Below are 24,687 nucleotides of genomic sequence, written 5' to 3'. Positions count from 1 at the left end.
GGCTTCTCGGGGATAAAAAGCTATGCCTGAATTACTTGACCAACTCGGCGAGTTTGCTTTGCATGTCTTTCAGAGCCGTGTCAGTGTCCTTCTTGCCAGTGATAGCCGCATAAGCCTCTTCTTGAATGGCCTTGGTGGTGGCGCCGTACTGGACCACCTTGGGGCGGGGCTGCGCATTATTTAGTGAGGTCAGAAGGATCGGGAAGAACGGTCGCTTGGCAATGACGTCGGGATCGGCGAACAGTGAAGCGTAGACCGGGGCTCGCGAGGACAGCGCAAGACGCTTTTTGGACTGCTCCTCACTAGTGAAGAACTTCAAGAATTCCAGGGCTGTTGCCTTATTTTCGGTGAAAGGAGAGATGGCGAGGCTGCGGCCTCCAAGGGTGGAGACGCCCGGACCGTCCGTACCTGGAATGGCGGAGATATCAAACTTTCCGGCCACCTTACTTGAGCCGTCTGTGGCGCTTAGCGAGGCATGCAGGAAGGGCCAGTTACGCATAAAGACGAGTTCCCCATCTTGGAAGGCGCGCCGTCCCTGCTCTTCAAGGTAGGTGATGGCGTCAGAAGGGAACATTCCCTCCTTGAAACCATCCACTAGCAGGTTCAGTCCGGCTTTTGCCTCAGCAGTATTAACAGTAGGTTTGCCGTCGGCGTCCACCACGGTGCCACCGGCGGAGGCTACGGCCTCGGAGAAGTTGACCGTGAGGGCCTCGTTTTTATCGAATTGGCCGGTGTAACAGGACATACCCGCAGCTTCGGGCAGCGCCAAGATCGACGCGCAGGCGCTCTTCATCTCATCCCAAGTTTTGGGTGGGTTGGCAATTCCAGCGGCTTTGAGGAGATCTGAGCGGAAGTAGAAAAGGGCGCCGTCGGTGTAGTAGGGAGCACCAACCAAAGTGTCGCGGTAGCTCGCCGCATTGACGGTGGCTGGAATCATATCCGCCGTGGGAACGGCGTCCTGGGGCAGCGGCATAATCCACTTGTTAGCGGCGAACTCTGAGGTCCAGACAACATCAAGATTCAATACGCTGAAAGTATCTGATTTGATCTGGGCGTTCTGGATCAGCTGCTGACGTTGCTGGTCCGCAGAGTCTGGTAGTTCAATGAAAGTAACCTTCTCATCCGGGTGGGCTGTATTCCACTCGTCGATGCTCTTGTTTGCAGCACCGGAAGCGTCGCGATTTGAGACGTAGTTGATAGGGCCCTTACCTTCGAAAGACACGGCAGTGTCTTTGGAAGTGTCTTGTGTTTCTGAGGCCGTGCCACCGCAACCGGTAAGGGCGACGGCGACGACGGTTAGGGATGCGCTGGTGGCCAGAAGAGTCTGCCAAGTGCGGCGGCGTTGCCTCATGTGATGCTCCTTATTTTCTTTGTAAAGCAGATTGTTTGTTGTGTTGGGAAATATTTCTGGAGTGCTGGCGGCACAGAGCACGGCAGCTACCACCGGAGTGGGGACTGTGGGGTAAACGAATTGGTATCTTCAGCAGCGGGCTTCGATAGCGTCATATGGTGCTAAGGACTGCCGTGGAGCCTCTCTCAATCAACCTGTGTGGCATGATCTTTGGTCCGAGGTCACGGGAGCGAAGCAGTTTTTTCACTGCCATTCGTCCCATTTCTTCAAGCGGCTGTGACATGGTGCTCAATGGGGGGTTCACATGCAGGGCTGTTGCGGTATTGTCGAAGCCCAGAACCGAGATATCTTCTGGAACCCGCAGCCCACGGCGTTGAAGTTCATTGACGGCTGCTGCGCCCATTTCATCGCTCAACGCGAAGATGGCGGTCAGAGAAGGATCTTGCTGCAGTAGTTTTTCAACCCCTGCTGCACCACTTTCGTAGAAGAAGTTGCCAGCAGCGGTAATAGGACTACAGCCGGCTTCGGCCATGGCGCGGAGGTAACCGCGTTTGCGAGGCAATGCGACGTATATTGATGCCGGATCCCCCTCTAGTAGACCGATTTGGCGGTGGCCGAGTCGGAGTAAATGACGGGTGGACTCATAGGCTGCCAGTTCATCGTCAATTGCCACGCTGGGGGAGCCGGATTTGTCGCTGATGGCGACTGAGATTAAGGGCACCTTAGTCCCCAACAACTGCCGCGTCTCAGAGGTGATCACAGCGGAAATGAGGATGACACCCGCCGCTCGGTAAGTGCGCAGCGTCCTTAGATAACTTGCTATATATGTTGACTTGGCACCTGTGCGGCCAAGCATCACAGCGTAGCCTCGTTCCCTTGCTTCATCTTCAACTCCCAACATGACCTGCGAGGCTAAAGCATCCGAAACCATGGGGGCCAGTAGTCCGATCACGGAGGTTTGCCGCGTCTTGAGGCCTCGGGCGAGAGAGTCCGTTTCATAGTTCAGCGTTTTCACTGCGTTTTCTACACGGCATCGGGTCTCATCTGAGTAACCCACCAGCCCATTGACAACCCTGGAAACAGTGGCAGGAGAAACGCCCGCATGTTTGGCAACATCGCGGATAGTGACCACAGTTCCTCCTCCATAGTTTCTTCGTCCTGATCACCCTCACGTCTGTGGGAGAGATCACGCAAACGGTTTACGTAAACGGTTTCGTAAGCGATAAAACCAACAGTAGCGCCTGCTTGAACTATCGCAATATGTTTCGTAAACGACGCTAATACGTGCGTCGAGAGGGATACTTGCACTCATTTTTTAGCTAGGAGGGCAGGCAAGTGCGGCCCTGCGAGAGCGCTCAGCCTTTTTAGTGGGCCTCTTGGGCGATGATCTGCTCTAGTTCGGCGCACCAGGCGTCAAGCACCCAGGTCCGCCGATTGGCGTCGTCGGTGAGGATATTGGCAAGACCAAGTCCGCGCCCCAGGTCAAGAGTGGCTGCGACGATGGCACGAAGTCGAGGGTTTTCCCTGTCGATGTTCAGTAGCGTTGCCGCCAGCCTGAATGCTTCTCGAGCCACAGTTTGTTCCAAGGGGATGATGTGCGCGCGCACCACTGGATCCACGGCGGCTGCCGTCCAAACCTGCAGCGCGGCTTTGAAGAGTGGACCTGTGTACAGGCCCACGAGGGAATCGAGAACTTCTCGCACGGGGGCTGAGCCCTCTGAATGGACTGCCAGGGCGGCTCGGACTTCAAGGACTCGCGCTACCGTCATGTGTTCGATTGCTGCTGTGAAGAGATCGTCTCTAGTGGGGAAGTGGTGCTGTGTTGCGCCACGGGAAACCCCTGCGTGAGTGGCAACGGTAGTGACGGTGGTATTGGTCCATCCCGTCTCAGAAAGCAAAGCCACGGCGCTTTCCAGAAGACGCTCACGCGTAATGCGACTACGGTCCTGCCGGGGTTCGATGGCCATTCTGCTCATACAAGGGACGTTAGCATGAAAAGAAAACAAGCAAGCTTGCTTGCTTTTTATTGATCTACGTCACATACTTGCATAACAAGTGCGATGACCGGATCAGCACCGCGCACCTTGATGATGGCAGTAGTCCTGACACTGCGGAACATGCGTGACTTACCTCTATAGATGGCAGCGGGTAAGTAGTTCTGCGAACCTCAACGAACGGAGTTGGAACATGGTGGATTTGGCAGGCATACTGAACGATTTGGAAGCTGAATCGATGGTCTTGGACGAGATGCTCACGGCCATGCCTGCTGCGGGTTGGACCATGGCAACGCCGGCCCCTGAGTGGAGTGTGGCGCACCAAATAGGACACTTGGCCTGGACAGATGAAGTGGCAACTGATGCTGCAGCGGCGGCCAACGGTCAGCCAGCAGCATTTACTGCCATAGGTGCCGCTTTGCGCGCGGGGCAGATCTCGATTGACAGCGCCGCCGCAGAATGGGCTGCCATGCCACCGGCTCAGTTATTGCAGAGATGGCGTGAGGGCCGGAAGCAGATGGCCCAGGCGCTGGAGAACGTGGCACCGGGTGTTAAGCTGCCTTGGTTTGGTCCATCCATGAGCGCCCTGTCCATGGCAACAGCACGCATCATGGAAACGTGGGCCCACGGCCAGGACGTTGCCGATGCGTTGGCGCTCATACGCGAGCCTACGGATCGGCTCCAACACATTGCCCACGTGGCAGTCCGGACACGCAACTTCGCCTTCACGGTGCATGAATTGACGCCTCCAGAGCACGAGTTCCGGGTTGAACTCGACAGTCCCACAGGAGAACTGTGGACGTGGGGACCGATAGATGCTGCGCAGCGAGTCAGTGGCCCAGCTCTTGACTTTTGTTTGCTGGCCGCTAAGCGCCGGCACCGTGACGATCTGGCTTTGGTAGCCCAGGGCGCAGATGCCGATAAATGGCTTGACATAGCGCAGGCATTCGCCGGCCCTCCCGGTAGAGGGCGAGAACCAGCCGCGACTGCAGAAACTCAGGAGGAAAAAGCATGAGTGCACTGCGCGTTGCCAACGCATCCGGATTCTACGGGGACAGGGCTGGGGCCTTCACAGAGATGCTGGAGGGTGGCCCGGTAGATGTAATTACCGGGGACTACCTTGCCGAGCTGACAATGCTCATCCTGGCCAGGGACCGGGCCAAGGACCCAAGTACCGGTTACGCGAAGACTTTCTTGGCACAGATGCGCGACAGCCTGGCACTGGCGATGGAAAAGGGCGTGAAGATTGTTGTCAATGCCGGCGGCCTCAACCCCGCAGGATTGGCTGCCAAGCTCCAAGAACTGACAGTCACGCTGGGTGTGGACGCCAAAATTGCCCACGTGTACGGCGATGATCTCATTGACCGTGCCACAGAGTTGGGGTTCAGCACGGCAGCTGGAAAACCACTCTCCGCCAATGCCTACCTGGGTGGATGGGGGATCGCCGCAGCCTTGGGGGCAGGGGCTGAGATTGTGGTCACCGGCCGCGTCACCGATGCCTCGCTGGTGGTGGGCGCCGCCGCACACCATTTCGGTTGGCAACCCACCGACTATGACAAAATTGCCGGGGCCATGGCCGCCGGGCATGTGATTGAGTGCGGCACCCAGGCAACTGGTGGGAACTACTCCTTCTTTGACACCATCAAGGATATGCACCGCCCCGGTTTCCCCATTGCCGAGATCTCCGCGGATGGATCTTCCGTGATCACCAAGCATCCAGGTACCTCTGGGGCAGTTACAAAAGGAACCGTCACCGCCCAGCTTGTCTACGAGATCACCGGTGCCCGATATGCCGGACCTGACGCGGTGCTGCGTCTTGACTCCATTGCCATTGACGACGACGGCCCGGACCGGGTGCGTCTGGCTGGCGTGCGGGGGGAGGCCCCGCCGGACACGCTGAAGGTCTCCATCAACGAATTAGGTGGCTACCGCAACGAGGTCACGTTCGTGCTGACTGGCCTGGATATCGACAAAAAAGCGGCACTGATCAAAAGCCAGCTCGCAGATGCAGTGCCCGAAGGAACACGCTGGAGCCTTGCCCGCACCGACCACCCGGACGCGGACAATTGTGAAGAAGCCAGCGCCATGCTCCATTGTGTAGCTCGCGGAACCGACCCTGCGATTGTGGGCCGGGCGTTCTCCAACGCCGCCGTGCAGATTGGCCTGGCCAGCTACCCAGGTTTCCACCTCACCTCACCCCCCGGCAATGCCGCACCCTACGGTATCTACCGGCCCGGCTGGGTTGCCGCGAGCGAGGTCCCACACAAGGTTGCGCTGCCCGACGGCACCGAAATCCTGCTCCCACCCGCCAGCGAAACCGTCACTTCCGCCGTCGCACTGGCACCGGTACCCGAACCGGAACTACCGCCATTGGAGCAATCAAGTACATCAACGCGTGCCCCACTAGGACGCGTGGCAGCGGCCCGCAGCGGTGATAAGGGCGGGGACGCCAACGTGGGTGTATGGGTGGAGAACGAACAGGCGTGGCCCTGGCTGGTCAACACTCTAAGCGTAGAAAAGCTCCAGGAGCTGTTACCGGAGACTCAGTCGTTGGAAATTCAACGCCATGTGCTGCCAAATCTGCACGCCGTGAACTTTGTTATTCGTGGACTGCTCGGTGAAGGCGTGGCCTCCAATGCTCGCTTTGACGCGCAGGCCAAGGCTTTGGGCGAATGGCTTCGAGCCCGCCACCTATCGATTCCGGAGGAACTACTGTGAGCGTTTTGCGCACAACTATAGACCCACTCAGTGCTGACTTCACCTCCAATAGGGCGGCTATGGTTCAGAAGTTAACTGAGCTCGACGGTGAATATGCCAAGGTTCGCCAAAGTGGTGGTGAAAAAGCTGTCACAAGGCACCGCAAACGCGGGAAGCTGCTGGCCCGGGAGCGGGCTGAGATGCTCATTGACAGGGATTCTCCGTTCCTTGAGCTCTCTCCTTTGGCAGCGTGGGGCACTAAGTTCCATGTGGGTGCCAGCGTTGTGACGGGCATTGGCGTGGTGGAAGGTGTGGAGTGCTTAATCGTGGCGCACGAGCCCACCGTCAAGGGCGGCACCTCCAACCCGTACACCACCAAGAAGATCTTCCGGGCCTTGGACATCGCCAGGGAGAATCGGCTGCCGGTGATCTCACTGGTTGAATCCGGTGGAGCGGATCTGCCCACCCAGAGCGAAATCTTCATCCCTGGCGGCAAACTATTCCGGGACCTCACCCGGCTTTCGGCCGCAGGAATCCCCACCATTGCACTGGTGTTTGGCAACTCCACAGCCGGAGGAGCATACGTTCCGGGCATGAGTGATCACATTGTCATGATCAAGGAACGGTCCAAGGTTTTTTTGGCTGGCCCACCTCTGGTGAAGATGGCCACGGGGGAGGAATCAGATGATGAATCCCTTGGTGGTGCTGACATGCACGCCCGGATCTCCGGACTGGCCGATTACTACGCACTGGATGAGATGGATGCGCTGCGGATTGGCCGTCGGATTGTGGCACGGCTCAACTGGGTTAAAAAGGGTGCAACTCCTGCCGCCTCCCAGGAACCCCGCCTAGCTGAGGAAGAGCTGTTGGGGATCATCCCCGCAGATCTCAAAGTTCCCTTCGATCCACGTGAAGTCATTGCCCGGGTTGTGGACGGCAGTGACTTTGATGAGTTCAAGGCCCTGTACGGCACGTCCTTGGCGACGGGCTGGGCAAGAATCCACGGACACCCGGTGGGTATTTTGGCCAACGCCCGCGGCGTGCTGTTCTCAGCCGAGGCGCAAAAAGCCGCCCAATTCATCCAGCTTGCCAACTCCGCCAACACCCCGCTGCTGTTCCTGCACAACACCACCGGCTACATGGTGGGCAAAGAGTACGAGCAGGCCGGGATCATCAAGCACGGTTCCATGATGATCAACGCCGTCTCCAACTCCACCGTCCCGCACCTGTCAGTTCTGATGGGTGCATCCTTCGGGGCAGGACACTACGGCATGTGCGGGCGAGCCTTTGATCCGCGATTCCTGTTCTCCTGGCCCAGCGCCCGGTCCTCCGTCATGGGGGCCGCGCAACTGGCGGGAGTCATGTCCATTGTGGGCAGAGCCGCGGCGGCATCCAGCGGACGTGACTTTGATGAGGACGCCGACGCCGCCATGCGCTCAGCCGTTGAAGCTCAGATCGAGGCGGAATCGCTGCCCACTTTCCTCTCCGGGAAGCTGTACGACGATGGCATCATCGACCCCCGCGACACCCGCAACGTAATAGGTCTGGCACTTTCTGCCATCGCCACCACCGACATCAAGGGCGCCGAGGGCTTTGGCGTCTTCCGGATGTGAGCCAAGGATGACACTCATGAGCCAACCCTCCACCAACACTGAACCCATCACCCGTGTGCTCGTGGCCAACCGTGGCGAAATTGCCCGCCGCGTGTTCCACAGCTGCCGCGAACGCGGCATCGGCACTGTTGCGGTTTATTCCACGGCCGACGCCGGAGCCCCCTTCGTAGCCGAGGCCGACACCGCGGTGCACCTGCCTGGGACAAGCGCCGCCGAAACCTACCTGCGCGGTGAGCTCATCATTGCCGCCGCTCTGCGCGCCGGTGCTAACGCCATCCATCCGGGTTACGGGTTCTTGTCTGAGAACGGCGACTTTGCCAGGAGTGTTCAGGCTGCCGGGCTGATCTGGATTGGACCGTCCCCGGAAGCCATTGATGCCATGGGGGACAAGATTTCAGCCAAGCTCCTGGTGGAAGCAGGCGGAGTGCCGGTCCTGAGCGAGTTGGACCCGGCCGCTATCACCGAGGCGCAGCTGCCCGTGCTCATCAAAGCATCCGCCGGTGGTGGCGGCCGCGGAATGCGCATAGTGCGCGCATTGGCAGATTTGCCGGCCGAGCTTGAGACTGCCCGAACAGAAGCGGCGAGCGCTTTCGGTGATGGAACTGTTTTTTGTGAGCCGTATCTGGAAACGGGCCACCACGTTGAAGTGCAAGTCATGGCTGACACCCACGGCACCGTCTGGGCGGTAGGGGAGCGTGAATGCTCCATCCAGCGGCGGCACCAAAAAGTTGTGGAAGAGGCTCCTTCACCCTTAGTGGAGCGAACACCCGGCATGCGTGCGAAGTTGTTTGCGGCGGCCGTTGCAGCGGCCAAGGCCGTCAACTACGTGGGCGCCGGAACGGTGGAATTCTTAGCCGATGCCTCTGGACGCTTTTACTTCTTGGAGACCAACACACGCCTGCAGGTGGAACACCCTGTCACCGAGTGCACCACAGGGTTGGACCTGGTGGCGCTGCAACTTGATGTGGCAGCAGGTGCTGCCTTGGCCGAACAACCGCCGGCACCACACGGCTCATCCATTGAGGTGCGCCTCTATGCTGAGGATCCAGCCGCTGGCTGGGCCCCGCAGACCGGTACGGTGCAGCGCTTTGACTTTGATGGGCTGGCGGCGAACTTCGCGCTGCCCACCCGTGAGCGGGGGGTGCGTTTGGACTCGGCTGTTGAAGCTGGTTCCACTGTCTCCATCCATTACGATCCCATGCTGGCCAAGCTTATTGCCTGGGCGCCCACCCGGGTGGAGGCGGCCCGCTCACTGGCCCGGGCATTGTCCCGTGCGCGGATCCACGGTGTCCGCACCAACCGGGACTTGCTGGTGAACATCCTGCGGCACGAGGCCTTTCTGGCCGGTGAAACAGATACAGCATTCCTTCCCACCCATGGGCTCGAGGTATTAGCGGCCCCGGTGGCCGGAGCGGACGAGGAAAAAGTTGCGGCGCTCGCAGCAGCCCTTGCGGCAGCGGCGCTACGCCGCACACAAGCCCCCACGTTGGGGCTACTACCCAGCGGTTGGCGGAACTTGCGCTCCATGCCACAGCAATCCACGCTGGTGGGCCCGGCCGGGGAACACAACGTCTCATATGAGATGACACGAGACGGGCTAATGGCAGAGGGGTTCGGCGGTGCCGCCATTGTCCATCTCAGTGCCGAGAACGTGAGCCTTGAGCTGGAGGGACTGGTGCGCTCCTGGTCGGTAGCACACTACACCACCGCTGCTGGGACTGTTCTTGAGGTTGATGGTGACGGCGGCTCCATCACCTTTACGGAGGTGGAGCGTTTCCCGGACCCCAGCCTTGCTGTGGCAGAAGGTTCATTGACAGCACCCATGCCGGGCGCTGTGGTGAACGTGCATGTTGCCGCGGGGGATCAGGTGACGGCGGGGCAGCCGCTTCTGGTGTTGGAAGCCATGAAGATGCTGCACACCATCGGGGCGCCAGCGGACGGGATCGTTTCCGAACTGCATGTCACTGTGGGACAAAATGTGGACGTGGGCATGGTCCTGGCCGTCGTGGAAGTGCAGCCTGAATGAGCCCCGCCGGAACACTTCCCAAAAAAATTTTCCAACTCAATGAGGAGCAATAAATGAGCATTGTTGAAACAGACGAACAGCAGGCCTTGCGCGCAGCGGTGCGTGAGATCGTCAATAAATACGGTCCTGACTACGCCAACAAGCACGCGCGTGCAGGCGAAACCATGACTGAGCTATGGCAGGAACTTGGTGAGTCCGGTTTCCTGGGCGTCTCAATTCCGGAAGAATATGGTGGAGGTGGGCAAGGAATCTATGAGTTGACGGCCGTATTGGAGGAAACCTCCATACTGGGTGCGTCCATGCTGATGATGGTGGTTTCCCCCGCTATCTGCGGAACCATCATCGCCAAATACGGCACCGATGAACAGAAGCAGCGCTGGCTGCCAGGGTTTGCCGACGGTTCCATCGTCATGTCCTTCGGCATTACCGAACCCGAGGCTGGATCTAACTCGCACAATATTTCCACCGTGGCCCACCGCGATGGTGACGATTGGGTCCTGAACGGCCGCAAGGTCTACGTGACAGGCGTCAATAGTGCCGACTACGTTCTGATAGTTGCCCGCACGGTGGATGAGCGCAGTGGGCGCCTCCGTCCAGCCATGTTTGTGCTGCCTCGGGAAACACCGGGTTTTGAATACAGGGAAGTGGAGATGGACATCATTGAGTCCGAGAAACAGTACCTGCTTTTCCTGGACGATGTTCGCCTGCCAGCCGAGGCTCTGGTGGGAGGGACGGATGCACCCTTAGAAGCATTATTTGCCGGTCTGAACCCGGAGCGCATTATGGCTTCGGCCATAGCTGTCGGCACGGGCCGCTACGCCATCAACAAGGCGGTTGCGTACGCCAAGGAACGGGAGGTATGGGGTCAGCCCATTGGAGCGCACCAAGGTGTTGCCCACCCCCTTGCCAAGAGTCATATTGAGCTTGAACTGAGCCGGCTCATGATGCTGCGCGCCGCAGCTTTGTACGATGCGGGTGAAGATATGGCTGCCGGGGAAGCCGCGAATATGGCCAAATATTCTGCAGCCGAAGCCAGCATTAATGCCTTGGATACGGCTATCCAGGCCATGGGCGGGAATGGTCTGAGCAAGGAATATGGGCTGGCACAGATGCTGGGACTGGCCAGGATCGGCAGGGTGGCCCCGGTGAGCAGGGAAATGGTGCTGAACTTTGTGGCCCAGCATTCCCTCGGTCTGCCCAAGAGCTACTGATCCATGGCTACTGAATCCCAGCCGGGGCGCAGTGGGTCAGCTGACGCTGAGCTGGTGCATTATGGCCTTGCAGCCGGAATTGCCACTATCACCCTGGACTCACCGGCCAACCGCAATGCGCTCTCACAACAGCTAGTGGCGCAGTTACTGGCCAGGTTGGAACAGGCCTGTGCCGAGGCGGCCGATGGCAGTGTGCGCGTTATTGTGCTGGCCCATACAGGCAAGGTCTTTTGCGCTGGAGCGGACCTGAAAGAAGCTGGTGCGCAAGGAGTTGCGGAGGGCGCGCAGAATCTGGCGAAGATTATGCGCAGCATCCTGAGCGCCCCGGTGCCGGTGGTTGCCCGGGTCGACGGCGTGGCCCGGGCAGGGGGGCTGGGCATCTTGGGTGCCGCAGACATAGTTGTGGCCCATACGGCTGCCACCTTTGCCTTCTCTGAAGTGCGGATTGGGCTGGGCCCGGCCATCATCTCCCTGACCACCATGGGGCGCATGAGCAGCCGTTCGGTGTCACGCTATTACCTCACGGGGGAGAGCTTTGATGCTGTTGCTGCGCAGGAGTGCGGACTCATCACCTGCGCTGCGGAGGATGTGGATGGCGTCCTTGAACCTATTTTGGAAAATCTCCGCCTGGGTGCCCCGCAGGGGCTGGCCGAAAGCAAGAAGGTGGCGGCGGCACCCATGCTGGCCCAGTTGGATGCGGGGGTTGCAGAAATGACGGCACTCTCTACCAGACTCTTCACCACTGATCAGGTTAAGGAAGGCATGGCGGCATTCTTGGAACGCCGTCAACCGTCCTGGCAACTCCCCACTTCCTAGTGACGCTCCTTCAGGCAACGTTCACTTTGCACCAACGCTCCTTCACAACACGCCGTGGTTTGGCGCAACACTCGATCCACACAAGATAGAACCTCGCAGACCAGAAGCCGGCAATGATGCCGGCGCCAAAGAAAGGCTTGCCATGACCCTTGACGCCCTTGCGCCCCCAGTATTCCTCCAGGACCGACTTGATCATTGGGCGCAGCACCGCCCCGATGCTCCAGCAATCACCTTTGGTGACGTCAGCTACACATGGGCGCAATGGCGTCCAAGGATCCTGCAGCTCACCGAAGCCTTGCGTGCCGCAGGGATCAAGCGTGGCGAGCGCATTCTCACCTTCGATTTAAACCACCTCGCCATTATTGAGCTAACGTACGCGGCTTCGGCACTAGGTGCAGGCACTGTGGTGGGCAACTACCGTCTGGCACCAAGCCAACTGGCGTACGTTCTGAGGGACTCCGCGCCGAAGATTGTTTTTTATGGAGCGGAGTTACATAGCGTTGTGGAGGCAGCAAACGCCGAAACGCCCCTACCGCGCACAGTTGTCATTGGTGGAGACAATGACGAGTTTGAGGCATTCTTCTCTAGCGGTGCAGCGACCGCAGCTGAGGCAGAAGTAGACCAGGACGTTAACCCCGATGACACAGTTCTTGTCGTTTACACCTCCGGAACAACGGGAACCCCCAAGGGTGTGGAGCTGACTCACAAGAGCGTGAACATGCACAGTGTTGTCTCCAACTACGGATTGGGGATGGCACCGGAGCATGTCAGTATGGTGGGGATGCCCATGTTCCATGTGGGTGGCTCATGCTATTTCCAGGTGGGTGTTTATGCCGGTGCCAAGACCATTTTTCTTCGAGATGCCTCAGGTCCGGCCATGATGAAAGCTATTGCCGACGGTGCCACTCACTCCTTCATAGTCCCGGCTGTCATCCATGCTGTTCTGGCCGGCGGTCCTCAGGCAGCGGCGGCTTTTGCTCCGATGAAAAAGATTGCCTACGGTGCCTCACCCATGCCATTACCACTGCTTACCAGAACACTCACAGCGTGGCCCAATACTGAGCTGGCGCATGTCTTTGGGATGACTGAAATGTCCGGAATCGGCACAATGCTCCAAGATTCGGATCACCGAAACCCTCCACGTCCGGAAGTTTTGCAGTCAGTAGGCAGGGTCCTGCCAGGTGTGGAGATGAGAATCGCGGACCCCATTACACACGAGGTACTCCCGACCGGTGTCAATGGCGAGATCCAGATCCGCGGCGGGCAAAATATGAAGGGGTACCTAAATAAGCCGGAGGCAACAGCCAACTCCATCACCGCGGATGGCTTCCTTTGTTCCGGGGACATCGGGCACATGGACCAAGACGGCTACCTGTACATGGTTGACAGGCTCAAGGACATGATCATCTCCGGTGGCGAAAACATCTACTGTCCCGAAGTGGAGAATGCGCTCATGTCCCACCCCGAAGTCGCGGAGGGAATCGTCATGGGTGTCCCAGATCCCAAATGGGTAGAGACTGTCAAAGCTGTTGTTGTCCGCGCTCCGGGCAGTACAGTGAGCGAAGCTGACATCATCGCGTTTTGCCGTGAACGTTTGGCGCATTACCAGTGCCCCACCTCAGTTGATTTTATTGACGAACTGCCGCGTAATGCGACAGGAAAAATTCTGAAGCGCGATCTGCGTGCACCGTATTGGAGTGGTCATGAGCGAAACATCTAGTGAAATTTCAACACTGAAGGGAAAGACAATCCTCATGTCAGGAGGTTCGCGCGGCATCGGCTTGGCCATTGCCAGCCGGGCCGCCCGCGACGGCGCGAATGTGGTGCTAATTGCGAAAACGGACAGCCCGGATCCGCGATTGGAAGGAACAATCCACACTGCGGCGGCTGAGATTGAAGCGGCAGGTGGGAAGGTGCTCGCGGTGGTGGGCGACGTCCGCGACGACGAGACCATCGCCTCGGCCGTGCAGAACGCTGTGGACACTTTTGGCGGGATCGACATCGTGGTTAACAATGCCAGCGTGATTTCCCTGGATGGAACGTTGAAAGTGGCGGCCAAACGCTATGACCTCATGCAGGATGTCAACGTGCGCGGCACGTTCATGCTCAGCAAAGCAGCCCTGCCCCACCTCTTGCAGGCAGCTAATCCGCACATCCTCACGCTGAGCCCGCCGCTGAATTTAGACCCGAAGTGGCTGGGCGGGCACCCGGCCTACACGCTGGCCAAGTACGGCATGACGCTGGCGGCTCTGGGGTTCGCAGCAGAATTTGCCGGCCAGGGTGTGGCATCCAATGCCCTGTGGCCGCGCACCACCATCGCCACAGCAGCTGTGGCAAACCTGCTGGGCGGGCAGGGGATGATCCAGCGTTCACGGCACGCTGCCATCATGGCGGACGCCGCGCATGCAATCCTCACTACGCCCAGCAAGGAGCTGACTGGCCAGAGCCTCATTGACGAGGAATTCTTGCGTGCTCGCGGCGTGAGCGATTTCGCGAGCTACGCCGTTGACCCGTCAGCGGAGCTGATGATCGATCTCTATGTGGACCCCTAACCGCCCAGAGGTGATGTGAAATCAGATGGCCGGGATTGCTTCCTTGACGATCGCCCGCAGCGTGCTTGCCAACAGGGCGTGCACCTGCGGGCGGGTCAGTGACTTGCGCAGTAACCATTCACGGGCGCCACTGCGAGCAAGTTGGGTGTAAACCCTGAACATGGCCTTGATTTGCTCTTGGTCCTGTGTGCGCCCGCCCAGCCCGCACGCCTCGATCAGTAACTCGATGGAATCGTTCTCGGCCTCGATGAGGATTCTCTCAAGATCTGGATCGCGGCCCATACCGCTCGAGCCTAAAGCCAGCCAGGTAGCTCCGGATTGCTCCAATGAATCCAAGAACCACACCACAGCGAGATTTATGCGCTCGTGGATGGATCCTTCGGGCAGCAGTGTCACGGCCACCTCGGAGACAGTTGAGCTGACCTTGATGACTTCTAGATACAGCCCGCGCTTGTTGGAAAAGTAGTGGTTGATCAATCCGCGGGCAACACCGGCAGCCGCGGCAATGTCTGTGACCGAAACTTCCTCATACGGGCGAGCGTTGAAGAGTTTTTGGGCGCATAAAAAGATCTGCTGTCGTCGCTCGTCGGGGTTGAGGCGTTGCCGGCGCGGTTCAACTATTTCACTCTCAAGAGGTTTCATGGTGTCAATCTGTCTTTATCCACGGCAACCATTGTGGCAGGTCGTTTGGCACGCTCAACGGAAAGTGAGGAGGACGCTTTTCAAGGAACGATTCCACGCCCTCAGCAGCGTCTTTATGCTCTCCCACCCCGGAGATCAGTTGCGAATCAATAGCATGGGCGGGAAGAGGGGAGTCAAGGCCGCTGAGCCTATTGAGCATTTGTTTGATGACGGCAGTAGAGACCTCGGAGGTGTTCTCTATGAGGTCCCGGGCCAGGGTGTATGCGGCTTCAAGGACGTCCTCGGGTTCGTGCAATGAGGTGAGTAGTCCGGCGTCGAGCGCTTCAGCGGCCCCAAAGAGCCTGCCCGTGAGCATCCAGTCTGTTGCTTTTGAAACGCCCACAAGACGAGGTAGATACCAGACCGAGCCGCCCTCGGGGAAGATTCCGCGACGGCTGAAAGGGAAGGAGAAACGGGAGTCGTGTGCGGCCAGCCGGAAGTCACAGGAGAGCGTGATGGTTAGCCCGCCACCCACCGCTACTCCGCGCATGGCCGCAATGACAGGCTTGTTCATGGCATAGATGGTTTTTGAACAGCGTCCGGCAGGCTCCTGCCATTGCTCTGCATCGGAGAAGTCTGACATGACAAAGCGCCCGCCACTGAGCTCGGCACCAACGGAGAAGTTCTTGCCCACGCTTGTGAAGACCACAACCTGTACATCCGGGTCAGCATCTGCGCCCGTGAAGGCGTGCTCCAGCTCATCCGCCATGGTAAGTGTGTACCCATTGCGAGCCTCCGGACGGTTCAGCGCAACCGTCGCAATACGGTCGGTGACGACATAGGTGATGGCCGAGTAGGGGGTGTAAGGCTGCGCTGGCATGGTCATCGCTTTCAGTGCGGAAAGTAATCACTTGCATCAACTATTGACACGGTGTCAATAGTCCTGCACTATTGGCGTTATGTCAACAAGTTGGTTTTCCTTCGTCGGGATCGATGCGGATCTACCCGATGAATCCTTGTTGCACGGAGAATTCTTCACCGGCTGGCTGTAAGTCTGCCCTCATTTGTCACGGCAACATACGTCAAAACCGTAACCACCAACAGTTCTACCCACCGTCCCGCCCTGCACCCGTGCGGCTGGGAAGACAATGGAAGGAAAGCTCACGTGAGCCAACACGCTGTACCGGAAGCATTTGTCTACGACGCCATTCGCACTCCTCGCGGCAAAGGAAAAAAGGGTGCCTTGCATGGCACCAAGCCCATCGACCTAGTGGTGGGCTTGATCCAGGCACTGCGTGAACGTCATCCTGCACTCGATGAGTCCCTGATTGACGATCTCATCCTCGGGGTGGTCTCACCTGTTGGTGACCAAGGCGCTGTCATTGCCCGCACCTCGGTCCTCGCTGCAGGGTTGCCGGACACCGTGGGTGGCGTTCAAGTCAACCGCTTCTGTGCCTCAGGGTTGGAAGCGGTGAATATGGCAGCTGCAAACGTGCGCTCCGGTTGGGATCAACTCATTATTGCCGGAGGCGTGGAGTCCATGTCACGGGTGCCGATCGGTTCCGATGGTGGTGCCTGGGCCATGGACCCGGCCACTAACTATGACAGCTACTTTGTGCCCCAGGGTGTTGGTGCGGACCTCATCGCCACCACGGAAGGCTTCAGCCGGGTAGACGTGGATGCTTATGCTGTGCGCTCGCAGGAGCTGGCAGCTAAAGCATGGAAAGAGGGGCGCTTCGCCAACTCCGTCATCCCCGTCAAGGATCAAAATGGCCTTGTCATTCTCGACCATGATGAACACATGCGCCCCGAGTCCACTGCCGAATCCCAGGCCGGGCTGCGCCCCGCCTTTGCTGCCATGGGTGAAGCAGGCGGCTTTGACGCCGTGGCACTGCAGAAGTTCCATGCTGTAGAGAAAATTGATCACGTGCACACTGCTGCGAACTCATCAGGGATTGTCGATGGCGCCGCCTTGGTCCTTGTGGGCAGCGCTGAGGTGGGAGAGCAACTTGGGCTAAAACCACGGGCACGGATTGTGGCTACAGCAACCTCTGGTGCTGACCCAACCATCATGCTCACAGGCCCCACCCCTGCCACCAGGAAGCTGCTGAAAACGGCCGGCCTGGGTGTTGCAGATATTGACCTGTTTGAAATTAACGAGGCCTTCGCCTCCGTGGTGTTGAAGTACCAGAAGGACCTGGGCATCCCGGATGAGAAGCTCAACGTCAACGGCGGGGCCATCGCCATGGGGCACCCGCTCGGTGCCACCGGGGCCATGATTCTGGGCACCGTGCTGGATGAACTTGAACGCACGGAAAAGCGCAGGGCGGTTATCACCTTGTGCATTGGCGGAGGCATGGGCGTGGCTACATTGATTGAGAGGGTCTAGGACGATGAGTGAGACAGGGCAGATGAATCAGGCAACAGTGCAGAAGGCAAACACCATTCGCTGGGAGAAGGACGCTGATGGCGTCATCATCCTGACCATGGATGATCCGGCTCAGTCAGCTAACACCATGAACGCGAATTACATTGCGTCCATGCAGAAAGTCATAGATCGGCTCAGTGCGGAAATTGCAGCCGACCAGGCCAGCATTACAGGCATCATTTTAACCTCAGCTAAGAAGACATTCTTTGCCGGTGGCGACTTGAAGGACTTGGTGGGTGCTACTGCTGCCGATGCAGAGAGAATCTACTCGCTCGGCAAGAGCATCAAGACGCAGCTACGCACTTTGGAGACCCTGGGTAAGCCTGTTGTGGCAGCCATCAACGGTGCGGCACTGGGCGGTGGGCTTGAAATTGCCTTGGCCGCTCACCACCGCATTGCAGCGGACACCCGGGGCTCGGTCATTGGACTGCCCGAGGTTTCACTGGGTCTGCTTCCCGGCGGCGGTGGCATTGTCCGCACTGTGCGCTTGATGGGCATTGCTGATGCCACCATGAAGGTGTTGCTTCAAGGTCAAAAGTACAAGCCACGCAAGGCCCAAGAGATTGGTCTGGTCCATGACGTAGTAGACACGGTGGAAGAACTCATCCCCGCCGCAAAGGCCTGGATCCAGGCCAATCCAGAGGCGGTACAGCCCTGGGACGTGCCCAAGTACAAGATCCCCGGAGGCACACCGAGCACTCCAGCATTTGCCGCTAACCTGCCGGCGTTCCCAGCCAATCTGCGCAAGCAACTCAAAGGTGCAAACTACCCGGCGCCGCGCGCCATTCTGGCCGCCGCGGTTGAAAGTACCCAGGTGGACTTTGATACGGCGCTGGAGATTGAATCACGCTACTTCGTTGAGCTGGTGACGGGACAGGTCTCAACGAACATGATCAAGGCGTTCTTCTTTGACATGGCTCATATCACCTCCGGTGGCAGCCGCCCGGCGGGTTTCGAGAAGTACACGGCCAAAAAAGTGGCGGTGCTTGGTGCCGGCATGATGGGCGCAGGTATCGCCTATGTGTGTGCCCGTGGCGGCATGGACGTGGTGCTCAAGGACGTCTCCCTCGAGTCAGCGCAGCGGGGCAAGAACTACTCCAAGGTGCTCACCGACAAGGCAATCAAAAGGGGCCAGTCAACGCAGGAGCAGGCTGATGCCCTGCTGGCAAAGATCACGCCCACCACCGAGGCTGCAGACTTGGCTGGATGTGATCTTGTCATTGAGGCCGTTTTTGAAAATGTGGAAGTCAAGCAAAAAGCCTTCGCGGACATCCAGGACATTGTTGGTCCCGATGCGGTTTTGGGTTCCAACACCTCAACCCTGCCGATCACTACGCTTGCAGAAGGTGTAAACAAGGCAGAAAATTTCATTGGCCTGCATTTCTTCTCCCCCGTGGATAAGATGCCTCTATTGGAGATCATTGCCGGTAAAAACACCTCCGATGCCACGCTGGCCAAGGCCTTCGACATCGCCATGCAAATCCGCAAGACCCCCATTGTGGTCAATGATTCCCGTGGTTTCTTCACCAGCCGGGTGATTGGCACGTTCATGAATGAGGCCATCGCCATGTTGGGTGAAGGTATTGCTGCCCCGTCCATCGAGCAGGCCGGTTTGCAGGCGGGATATCCTGCCGCGCCCTTGCAGCTGGCTGATGAGTTGAATCTGACGCTCATGTCCAAAATCCAGAAGGAGACCAAGGCCGGTCTGGAGGCCGAATCCGGTGTGCAGAAGTATCAGGACCACGCAGCTTATGGGATTCTTGATCGGATGATCGAAGAGTTTGGCCGTAAGGGCAAACTGGGTGGTTCGGGCTTCTACAATTACGCTGATGGCCACCGTGACGGCCTCTGGGGAGGCCTGAAGGAGAACTTTGGCGGTACATCGGAGATTCCGTTCGAGGACATGAAAGAGCGCATGCTCTTTGCCGAGTCATTGGAGACCGTCAGGTGCCTTGACGAGGGAGTCCTGCGCAGTGCAGCTGATGCCAATATTGGCTCCATCCTTGGCATTGGGTTCCCGGCCTGGACCGGCGGGGTGCTGCAGTACATGAACGGGTACGACGGCGGCCTAGCTGGTTTTGTGGCTAGGTCCCGTGAGCTCGCGGCCAAGTATGGCGAGCACTTCCTGCCGCCAGCATCACTTGTTGCCAAGGCTGAAAAGGGCGAGCAGTACTGATGGAAACAGGTGCTCCAGCGGTGGGTGCCGCTGCGGACTTTGGCACCGCTGGGTCCGTTTTTACCCGTGCCTGGACCGCCTTTGAAGTGACGACGGCACCCGCCCCGGCAGTCGCCGTCGTCCGTCTGCTTGGACCGGGCCGCGGAAACATGATGGGGTTGGCCTTCTGGGCGGAGCTACCTCAGGTTTTCGCGGCCTTGGACGCTGATGAAAGCGTGCGAGCAGTGATCATGACGGGCTCCGGAGCGCACTTCAGCACCGGCCTGGACGTGCAAGAGGTGTTAGGCGGTTGGCTGGGAAGGCTCAGTGCCGGTGCCACCGCCCAGGCAACGCAGCGCACCGAGCTGCTCGGGATGATTCGGACGCTTCAGGACGGTGTTACGGCCGTTGCCAGTTGCCGTAAACCGGTCATTGCAGCAATCTCCGGCTGGTGCATCGGTGGGGGCGTGGATCTGATCAGCGCCGCAGATATTCGGCTCGCCTCCGCGGAAGCAAAGTTCAGCATCAGAGAAGCGCGGCTTGCCATCGTTGCCGATGTGGGCAGTCTGCAAAGGCTCCGCGGAATTGTTGGTGAGGGCCATTTGCGCGAGCTGGCTTTCACCGCCAAGGACATTGCCGCCGAGCGGGCCGAGCGTATCGGTTTGGTCAACCAGAGCTATGCCGACCCGGAATCACTCATGAGTGCCGCATTGGCGATGGCTGCGGAGATTGCCGCCAACTCCCCGTTGGCGGTGGCCGGGACCAAGGCCGTGCTGAATGAGGGCCGCGAAGAAACCATTGCCCGGGGGCTGCGCCACGTGGCCCTATGGAACTCATCCTTTTTACATAGTGAGGATCTGCTTGAGGCAGTGGCCGCCATGGGTGAGCGAAGACAGGGAGTTTTTCACGGTAAATAGTGCTCGGAAGTACGCAGGATCAGTTTGAAATTTCCTTATTACAAGTCAATGTCGATTTCTATCACGAGGAGCTTTTCATGTATCTCACCCAAGGTTTACACCGTTCCCTGCAGTGCGACCCGCAGGGCGTGGCCACCATCTTCAAGGACCGGGTTCGCACTTATGCCCAACACGCTGATCGGATAGCTCGCTTTGCTGGAGCACTCCAGAACTTGGGTGTGCAAGCAGGGGACAGGGTGGCGATCCTATCCATGAATAGTGACAGATATGCTGAGTACCTGCTGGCCGTACCGTGGGCAGGCGCGGCGGTGAACCCTGTCAACATCAGGTGGAGCCCGGCGGAAATTTCGTACTCTTTGAATGACTCGGACACGCGGATCTTATTAATTGACGACGCATTTGTGCCCATGGCTGCGCTGCTGCGTGAGAAGGCGCCCGTGCTGACAACGCTCATCCACTGTGGTGACGGGCCCACACCGGAAGGCATGCTCTCATACGAAGAACTGGTGGTCGGTAGTGAGCCGGTAGAGGATGCCTACCGCAGCGGTGATGATTTGGCCGGTGTTTATTACACCGGTGGCACCACCGGATTCCCCAAGGGCGTGATGCTCAGCCACACCAACTTTGTCACGTCCGGGCTGGGCACAACAGCCTCGGGCGAGTTATTGCGCGCGGGTTCGGTGCTACTGCATGCAGCACCCATGTTCCACCTTGCCGATCTTGCTGCTTGGTGCGGACTAACAATTCTTGGCGGAACCCACGTCATGGTGCCTTACTTTGAGCCAACCAGCGTGTTTAAAGCGATGGAAGAGCACAAACCTACCGATGTACTGCTGGTGCCCACCATGATCCAAATCCTGGTGGACCACCCTGATAGTGGAAACTATGATCTGTCCTCCATGCAAAGAATGCTCTACGGTGGATCTTCTATATCCGAGGGAGTGCTGGAGCGTACCAAACAGCGTTTCCCAGGTATCCGTCTGACTCAGGCCTACGGCCAGACAGAAGCCGCCCCTGTTATCACTTTGCTGTTGCCAGATGATCACGAGGGGGTGCCGATGCGCTCGGGTGGCCGGGCGGCGCCGCACTGCCAGGTCGCCATTCTTGACCTGGATGGAAAAGAAGTCACCGTTGGCGAGGTTGGCGAGATCTGTGCCAAAGGTGCCCACGTCAAGCGGGGCTACTGGAATAACCCGGAACAAACTGCACAAGCCTTGCGCGGCGGCTGGCTGCATACAGGAGACCTTGGCTACTTAGATGATGAAGGTTTTGTTTACGTTGTGGACCGCCTCAAAGACATGATCGTCACCGGCGGTGAAAATGTGTATTCGGCAGAGGTGGAAAATGCGCTGAGCAAGCACCCGGCTGTGGCGTCTTCAGCGATCATTGGTGTCCCTGATGAAAAATACGGGGAGCGCGTGCATGCTGTTGTGGTTCTGGCGCAGGGACAGGGTGTCACAGCCGAGGATCTTCAACTGCATTGCCGGGAGCACATCGCAGGATATAAGGTGCCGCGGAGTTTTGAATTTCCAGAAGCCCTGCCCATGTCCGGTGCCGGCAAAATTCTCAAACGCGAGCTGCGGGATAACTACACCGCATCGCAGGCGTAACGAGTGTGGGCCCGAGTTGGCAGTAGCTGAGCGGCAAGGGCTCACACCAGTACCAAATTTTTGTCAGCATTTTTAGCTCCTGGAGGGCATCATGATCACCATCACCGGCACCGAACAATTCCAAGCGTGGCAGGACAAGGTGATCCCTGCCGTGGAAGAGGTGCGTGCCGGTGTCTGGTCGATCCCTGTTCCTTTTTTTAACAACCCCATGCGTTACACGCTGTGTTACGTGCTTGTGGGCCAGGAATCTAACGGCGTGCGGGAGGTGGCGTTGGTGGATCCGGGCTGGGACTCTGAGGAGGGTTGGGACGTTCTCAAGTCCGGACTAAGAGTTGCGGGGTTGGAGCCAGCTGACATCACAGGGATCATTGTTACCCATTTCCACCCCGACCATCTCGGCATGGCGGCTCGGTTGCGGGCCGCCTCCGGGGCATGGGTGGCATTGGGGGAGAACGAGCCGCTACCTTCGCAGTGGCGTAGTGACTCGGATCGGTTTGTGGCTGAAGACAAAATTCAATTTACCCAGTGGGGTGTGCCCGCCGAATATTTGGATGAGGTGACTTTTGACGCTCACATGTGGATGCAAATGACAAACGTTGAAGAGCCGGAACATCGTTTGGCTGATGGCGAGCTGGTGCCCATCGCAGGGTTGAAAGTTCGTGTTATGGCCACTCCCGGGCACACTCCCGGGCATATCTGCCTCGTTGATGAGGCGAATGAACTCATTCTTACCGGTGACCACGTGCTGCCCCGGATCACACCGCATGTCTCCCTCGAAGCACAAAACCACTTGGACCCGCTGGCCGATTATTTGCGTTCCTTGGAGATTATGGGTGCAGGTGCGCAGATGGAGGTGCTGCCGGCACATGAATACCGTTTCCGCGGCCTGATTGACCGTGTGGGAGAACTGAAGGAGCATACTCTAGAACGGTCCCGCGAAGTCATGACAGTGCTGGATGCGGGCTCTGCAAAAACCGTGTGGGATGTTGCCCGGGAGCTGACGTGGTCGCGCGGATTCCCGTCCTTGCGAGGGTTCACACTGCGCCTGGCGCTGGCGGAAACTGCTAGCCACCTTGTCTATGTAAAGGGACAGGGCGTGGCTGTTGAGATTGATCTTTCACGCGGCACCCCGGTCCCACGCTGATGCTGCTGCGCCCATGTACCTCTAATATTCCAAAATACGACACCTTAAAATACGGTGCCCCAAGGGGTTTAGAGCGGATCCGGGTACTGAACGGGGTCTATGAAGTCACCGGAAGCGCGGCGGAAGCGGGCAAGGATCTGCGTCAGGACCTGCAGATCTGCCGCCGGAATGCCAGGGTCGGCAAAGACGCCGGAGTTCAGCGCCGCCGTCGCCTCTTCGGCAAGGAGCCGCCCGGCACCGGTCACAATCACCAAGGTGGCACGGCCATCCGTGGGGTGGGCCTCCCGGCGCACCAAGGCATCTTTTTCCAGTCGGTGCACAACGCTTGTCACCGAGGTGGGATGGACCTGAAGGCGGGCGCTGGCGCTTGTCATCGGCAGGGCGCCGTCGCGGGTGAAGGACAAAAGTCGCAGCAGTTCAAGGCGAGCGTAGGACAGACCCAATGGTTTAAGTGCAGCGTCAACCCTGCTGTACATCAACTGATGGGCGCGCATGACGGAGGAATACGCGGCCATGGCGTCGGCGGCGTCGGTCCAGCCGTGAGCAATCCACTGGCGTTTGGCCTCGGCAATGGGGTCTATGGGCAGTGGAGACGCGGGAACCATTGCAAGCACCTTTCCTACGTGGGTGAGCACCTGGCCGGCGCAGCTGTGAAAGAAACAAAAATTACTTCGTCACAACAATTTACTTGGAATCCCTAGTAAATACTAGTGGTACCTAGTATTCTCTAAATGAGAGCTAGGCATCATGCAAATACTTCATAAGGAGCTGTCAATGAAGATCGTTGTACTTATCAAACAAGTTCCCGACACTGCGGATGAGCGTACGCTCGTCCCGGAAACCGGTTGGCTGGATCGTGACGCGGCGGATAACCTCGTTGACGAGGTCAATGAGCGTGCGCTGGAAGTGGCTCTACGCGTCAAGGACGCGGATAAATCCACCGAGATTATTGCCTTGGCTATGGGCCCGGATGAAGCCACCAAGGCGATTCGTAAAGCCCTGTCAATGGGTGCTGACTCCGGAGTTCACGTACTGGATGATACGTTGGCCGGCGCGGATGCCGCACGCACCGCAGCCGTTTTGGCCGCGGCCTTGCGCACCGTTTCCGCAGATGTGATCCTTGCAGGCAAAGAATCAACCGATGGCCGTGGCGGGGTCGTTCCCGCGATGGTTGCCGAACACTTGGGCCTGCCCCTGGTTGGTGGGCTCTCCACAGTTGACTTGAGCTCTGGCACAGTATCCGGGGAGCGACAGGGTGAAACCGGTTCGCTCATCATCAGCGCACCTCTGCCTGCCGTTGTCACTGTCACTGAGTGGTCCGCCGAGGCACGGTTCCCCAACTTTAAGGGCATCCTGACAGCCAAACGCAAGCCTGTGACAACACTTTCGTTGGCGGATCTGGATGTAACGGCAACGCCGGCACATGCTGTTGTACTTTCACACAGCGAGCGGCCACCACGTGAGGCAGGACGCAAAATTGTTGACGATGGCACGGCCGGTTCACAGCTCGCTGCATACCTCATTGAAAATCGCTTGGTTTAGGAAGGGCATC

The 24,687-nt window shown here is 58.5% G+C and carries 20 protein-coding genes; 14 read left to right on the top strand and 6 right to left on the bottom strand.

The window, feature by feature from the left end:
* Window positions 1–31: 31 nt before the first annotated feature.
* The 3 genes from AAFM46_RS12525 to AAFM46_RS12515 form a co-directional block, all read right to left on the bottom strand.
* Window positions 32–1,351 (bottom strand): ABC transporter substrate-binding protein, encoded by a 1,320-nt coding sequence (locus AAFM46_RS12525; RefSeq protein ID WP_343318114.1) that lies wholly within the window; start codon window positions 1,349–1,351, stop codon window positions 32–34.
* A 151-nt stretch (window positions 1,352–1,502) separates the two neighbouring features.
* On the bottom strand, window positions 1,503–2,483 hold the full coding sequence (locus AAFM46_RS12520) for a substrate-binding domain-containing protein (protein WP_283530902.1): 981 nt from the start codon (window positions 2,481–2,483) through the stop codon (window positions 1,503–1,505).
* A 232-nt stretch (window positions 2,484–2,715) separates the two neighbouring features.
* Complete coding sequence (locus AAFM46_RS12515) at window positions 2,716–3,327, bottom strand: TetR/AcrR family transcriptional regulator (protein WP_283530901.1); 612 nt, start codon at window positions 3,325–3,327, stop codon at window positions 2,716–2,718.
* A 211-nt stretch (window positions 3,328–3,538) separates the two neighbouring features.
* On the opposite strand from AAFM46_RS12515, the gene AAFM46_RS12510 reads away from it, so the two are divergent.
* From AAFM46_RS12510 to AAFM46_RS12475, 8 genes are all read left to right on the top strand, one after another.
* Window positions 3,539–4,360 carry a TIGR03084 family metal-binding protein gene (locus AAFM46_RS12510; RefSeq protein ID WP_343318112.1) on the top strand — a complete coding sequence of 274 codons (822 nt, stop codon included), beginning with the start codon at window positions 3,539–3,541 and terminating at the stop codon, window positions 4,358–4,360.
* Window positions 4,357–6,063, top strand: coding sequence for an acyclic terpene utilization AtuA family protein (locus tag AAFM46_RS12505; RefSeq protein WP_283530899.1), 1,707 nt, complete (start codon window positions 4,357–4,359; stop codon window positions 6,061–6,063). The genes AAFM46_RS12510 and AAFM46_RS12505 overlap by 4 nt, the downstream gene beginning before the upstream one ends.
* Window positions 6,060–7,655 (top strand): carboxyl transferase domain-containing protein, encoded by a 1,596-nt coding sequence (locus tag AAFM46_RS12500; RefSeq protein WP_343318110.1) that lies wholly within the window; start codon window positions 6,060–6,062, stop codon window positions 7,653–7,655. Before AAFM46_RS12505 ends, AAFM46_RS12500 begins: the two co-directional genes overlap by 4 nt.
* Before the next feature lie 16 nt (window positions 7,656–7,671).
* Window positions 7,672–9,681 (top strand): biotin carboxylase N-terminal domain-containing protein, encoded by a 2,010-nt coding sequence (locus AAFM46_RS12495; protein WP_343318109.1) that lies wholly within the window; start codon window positions 7,672–7,674, stop codon window positions 9,679–9,681.
* Between the two features lie 53 nt (window positions 9,682–9,734).
* Window positions 9,735–10,892: an acyl-CoA dehydrogenase family protein gene (locus AAFM46_RS12490; protein WP_283530896.1), complete on the top strand. Its 1,158-nt coding sequence runs from the start codon at window positions 9,735–9,737 to the stop codon at window positions 10,890–10,892.
* A gap of 3 nt (window positions 10,893–10,895) precedes the next feature.
* Window positions 10,896–11,708 carry an enoyl-CoA hydratase family protein gene (locus tag AAFM46_RS12485; protein WP_283530895.1) on the top strand — a complete coding sequence of 271 codons (813 nt, stop codon included), beginning with the start codon at window positions 10,896–10,898 and terminating at the stop codon, window positions 11,706–11,708.
* Between the two features lie 142 nt (window positions 11,709–11,850).
* Window positions 11,851–13,428, top strand: a complete 1,578-nt coding sequence (locus AAFM46_RS12480; protein ID WP_343318107.1) for an AMP-binding protein — start codon at window positions 11,851–11,853, stop codon at window positions 13,426–13,428.
* Window positions 13,412–14,260 (top strand): NAD(P)-dependent oxidoreductase, encoded by an 849-nt coding sequence (locus tag AAFM46_RS12475; protein ID WP_343318105.1) that lies wholly within the window; start codon window positions 13,412–13,414, stop codon window positions 14,258–14,260. The genes AAFM46_RS12480 and AAFM46_RS12475 overlap by 17 nt, the downstream gene beginning before the upstream one ends.
* A 21-nt stretch (window positions 14,261–14,281) precedes the next feature.
* On the opposite strand, the gene AAFM46_RS12470 is transcribed toward AAFM46_RS12475, so the two are convergent.
* Both AAFM46_RS12470 and AAFM46_RS12465 read right to left on the bottom strand, forming a co-directional pair.
* Window positions 14,282–14,902, bottom strand: coding sequence for a TetR/AcrR family transcriptional regulator (locus AAFM46_RS12470; RefSeq protein ID WP_343318103.1), 621 nt, complete (start codon window positions 14,900–14,902; stop codon window positions 14,282–14,284).
* A 4-nt stretch (window positions 14,903–14,906) separates the two neighbouring features.
* Window positions 14,907–15,761, bottom strand: coding sequence for an enoyl-CoA hydratase-related protein (locus tag AAFM46_RS12465; RefSeq protein ID WP_283530891.1), 855 nt, complete (start codon window positions 15,759–15,761; stop codon window positions 14,907–14,909).
* 285 nt (window positions 15,762–16,046) lie between these two features.
* On the opposite strand from AAFM46_RS12465, the gene AAFM46_RS12460 reads away from it, so the two are divergent.
* The 5 genes from AAFM46_RS12460 (at window position 16,047) to AAFM46_RS12440 (ending at window position 23,135) form a co-directional block, all read left to right on the top strand.
* Window positions 16,047–17,270, top strand: coding sequence for an acetyl-CoA C-acetyltransferase (locus AAFM46_RS12460; protein ID WP_343318102.1), 1,224 nt, complete (start codon window positions 16,047–16,049; stop codon window positions 17,268–17,270).
* A gap of 22 nt (window positions 17,271–17,292) precedes the next feature.
* Window positions 17,293–19,485 carry a 3-hydroxyacyl-CoA dehydrogenase NAD-binding domain-containing protein gene (locus AAFM46_RS12455; RefSeq protein ID WP_343318100.1) on the top strand — a complete coding sequence of 731 codons (2,193 nt, stop codon included), beginning with the start codon at window positions 17,293–17,295 and terminating at the stop codon, window positions 19,483–19,485.
* On the top strand, window positions 19,485–20,381 hold the full coding sequence (locus AAFM46_RS12450) for a crotonase/enoyl-CoA hydratase family protein (RefSeq protein WP_343318099.1): 897 nt from the start codon (window positions 19,485–19,487) through the stop codon (window positions 20,379–20,381). Before AAFM46_RS12455 ends, AAFM46_RS12450 begins: the two co-directional genes overlap by 1 nt.
* A gap of 77 nt (window positions 20,382–20,458) precedes the next feature.
* Window positions 20,459–21,991 carry a long-chain fatty acid--CoA ligase gene (locus AAFM46_RS12445; protein ID WP_343318097.1) on the top strand — a complete coding sequence of 511 codons (1,533 nt, stop codon included), beginning with the start codon at window positions 20,459–20,461 and terminating at the stop codon, window positions 21,989–21,991.
* 91 nt (window positions 21,992–22,082) lie between these two features.
* Window positions 22,083–23,135, top strand: a complete 1,053-nt coding sequence (locus AAFM46_RS12440; RefSeq protein WP_343318095.1) for an MBL fold metallo-hydrolase — start codon at window positions 22,083–22,085, stop codon at window positions 23,133–23,135.
* Window positions 23,136–23,203: 68 nt separating this feature from the next.
* Here the strand turns inward: AAFM46_RS12440 and AAFM46_RS12435 are convergent, their stop codons facing one another.
* On the bottom strand, window positions 23,204–23,740 hold the full coding sequence (locus tag AAFM46_RS12435; RefSeq protein ID WP_283530885.1) for a MarR family transcriptional regulator: 537 nt from the start codon (window positions 23,738–23,740) through the stop codon (window positions 23,204–23,206).
* Between the two features lie 169 nt (window positions 23,741–23,909).
* Between AAFM46_RS12435 and AAFM46_RS12430 the strand changes: the two genes are divergently transcribed.
* Entirely contained in the window at window positions 23,910–24,677 is a 768-nt protein-coding gene (locus AAFM46_RS12430; protein ID WP_343318093.1) for an electron transfer flavoprotein subunit beta/FixA family protein, read from the top strand.
* Window positions 24,678–24,687 lie beyond the last annotated feature (10 nt).

Source organism: Arthrobacter sp. TMP15 (assembly GCF_039529835.1).
In the GTDB taxonomy this organism is placed as follows: domain Bacteria; phylum Actinomycetota; class Actinomycetes; order Actinomycetales; family Micrococcaceae; genus Specibacter.
The sequence above is the reverse complement of the archived record's forward strand: the minus strand, read 5'-3'. Positions and strand labels throughout refer to the sequence as shown.

Bases quoted from the DNA above. Each gene is read 5' to 3' on its own strand.
- AAFM46_RS12445 (WP_343318097.1), top strand. From the start codon at position 20,459: ATGTATCTCACCCAAGGTTTACACCGTTCCCTGCAGTGCGACCCGCAG.
- AAFM46_RS12505 (WP_283530899.1), top strand. From the start codon at position 4,357: ATGAGTGCACTGCGCGTTGCCAACGCATCCGGATTCTACGGGGACAGG.
- AAFM46_RS12450 (WP_343318099.1), top strand. From the start codon at position 19,485: ATGGAAACAGGTGCTCCAGCGGTGGGTGCCGCTGCGGACTTTGGCACC.
- AAFM46_RS12490 (WP_283530896.1), top strand. From the start codon at position 9,735: ATGAGCATTGTTGAAACAGACGAACAGCAGGCCTTGCGCGCAGCGGTG.
- AAFM46_RS12525 (WP_343318114.1), bottom strand. From the start codon at position 1,351: ATGAGGCAACGCCGCCGCACTTGGCAGACTCTTCTGGCCACCAGCGCA.
- AAFM46_RS12480 (WP_343318107.1), top strand. From the start codon at position 11,851: ATGACCCTTGACGCCCTTGCGCCCCCAGTATTCCTCCAGGACCGACTT.
- AAFM46_RS12440 (WP_343318095.1), top strand. From the start codon at position 22,083: ATGATCACCATCACCGGCACCGAACAATTCCAAGCGTGGCAGGACAAG.
- AAFM46_RS12430 (WP_343318093.1), top strand. From the start codon at position 23,910: ATGAAGATCGTTGTACTTATCAAACAAGTTCCCGACACTGCGGATGAG.
- AAFM46_RS12435 (WP_283530885.1), bottom strand. From the start codon at position 23,740: ATGGTTCCCGCGTCTCCACTGCCCATAGACCCCATTGCCGAGGCCAAA.
- AAFM46_RS12485 (WP_283530895.1), top strand. From the start codon at position 10,896: ATGGCTACTGAATCCCAGCCGGGGCGCAGTGGGTCAGCTGACGCTGAG.
- AAFM46_RS12495 (WP_343318109.1), top strand. From the start codon at position 7,672: ATGAGCCAACCCTCCACCAACACTGAACCCATCACCCGTGTGCTCGTG.
- AAFM46_RS12515 (WP_283530901.1), bottom strand. From the start codon at position 3,327: ATGAGCAGAATGGCCATCGAACCCCGGCAGGACCGTAGTCGCATTACG.
- AAFM46_RS12465 (WP_283530891.1), bottom strand. From the start codon at position 15,761: ATGCCAGCGCAGCCTTACACCCCCTACTCGGCCATCACCTATGTCGTC.
- AAFM46_RS12470 (WP_343318103.1), bottom strand. From the start codon at position 14,902: ATGAAACCTCTTGAGAGTGAAATAGTTGAACCGCGCCGGCAACGCCTC.
- AAFM46_RS12455 (WP_343318100.1), top strand. From the start codon at position 17,293: ATGAATCAGGCAACAGTGCAGAAGGCAAACACCATTCGCTGGGAGAAG.
- AAFM46_RS12475 (WP_343318105.1), top strand. From the start codon at position 13,412: ATGAGCGAAACATCTAGTGAAATTTCAACACTGAAGGGAAAGACAATC.
- AAFM46_RS12510 (WP_343318112.1), top strand. From the start codon at position 3,539: ATGGTGGATTTGGCAGGCATACTGAACGATTTGGAAGCTGAATCGATG.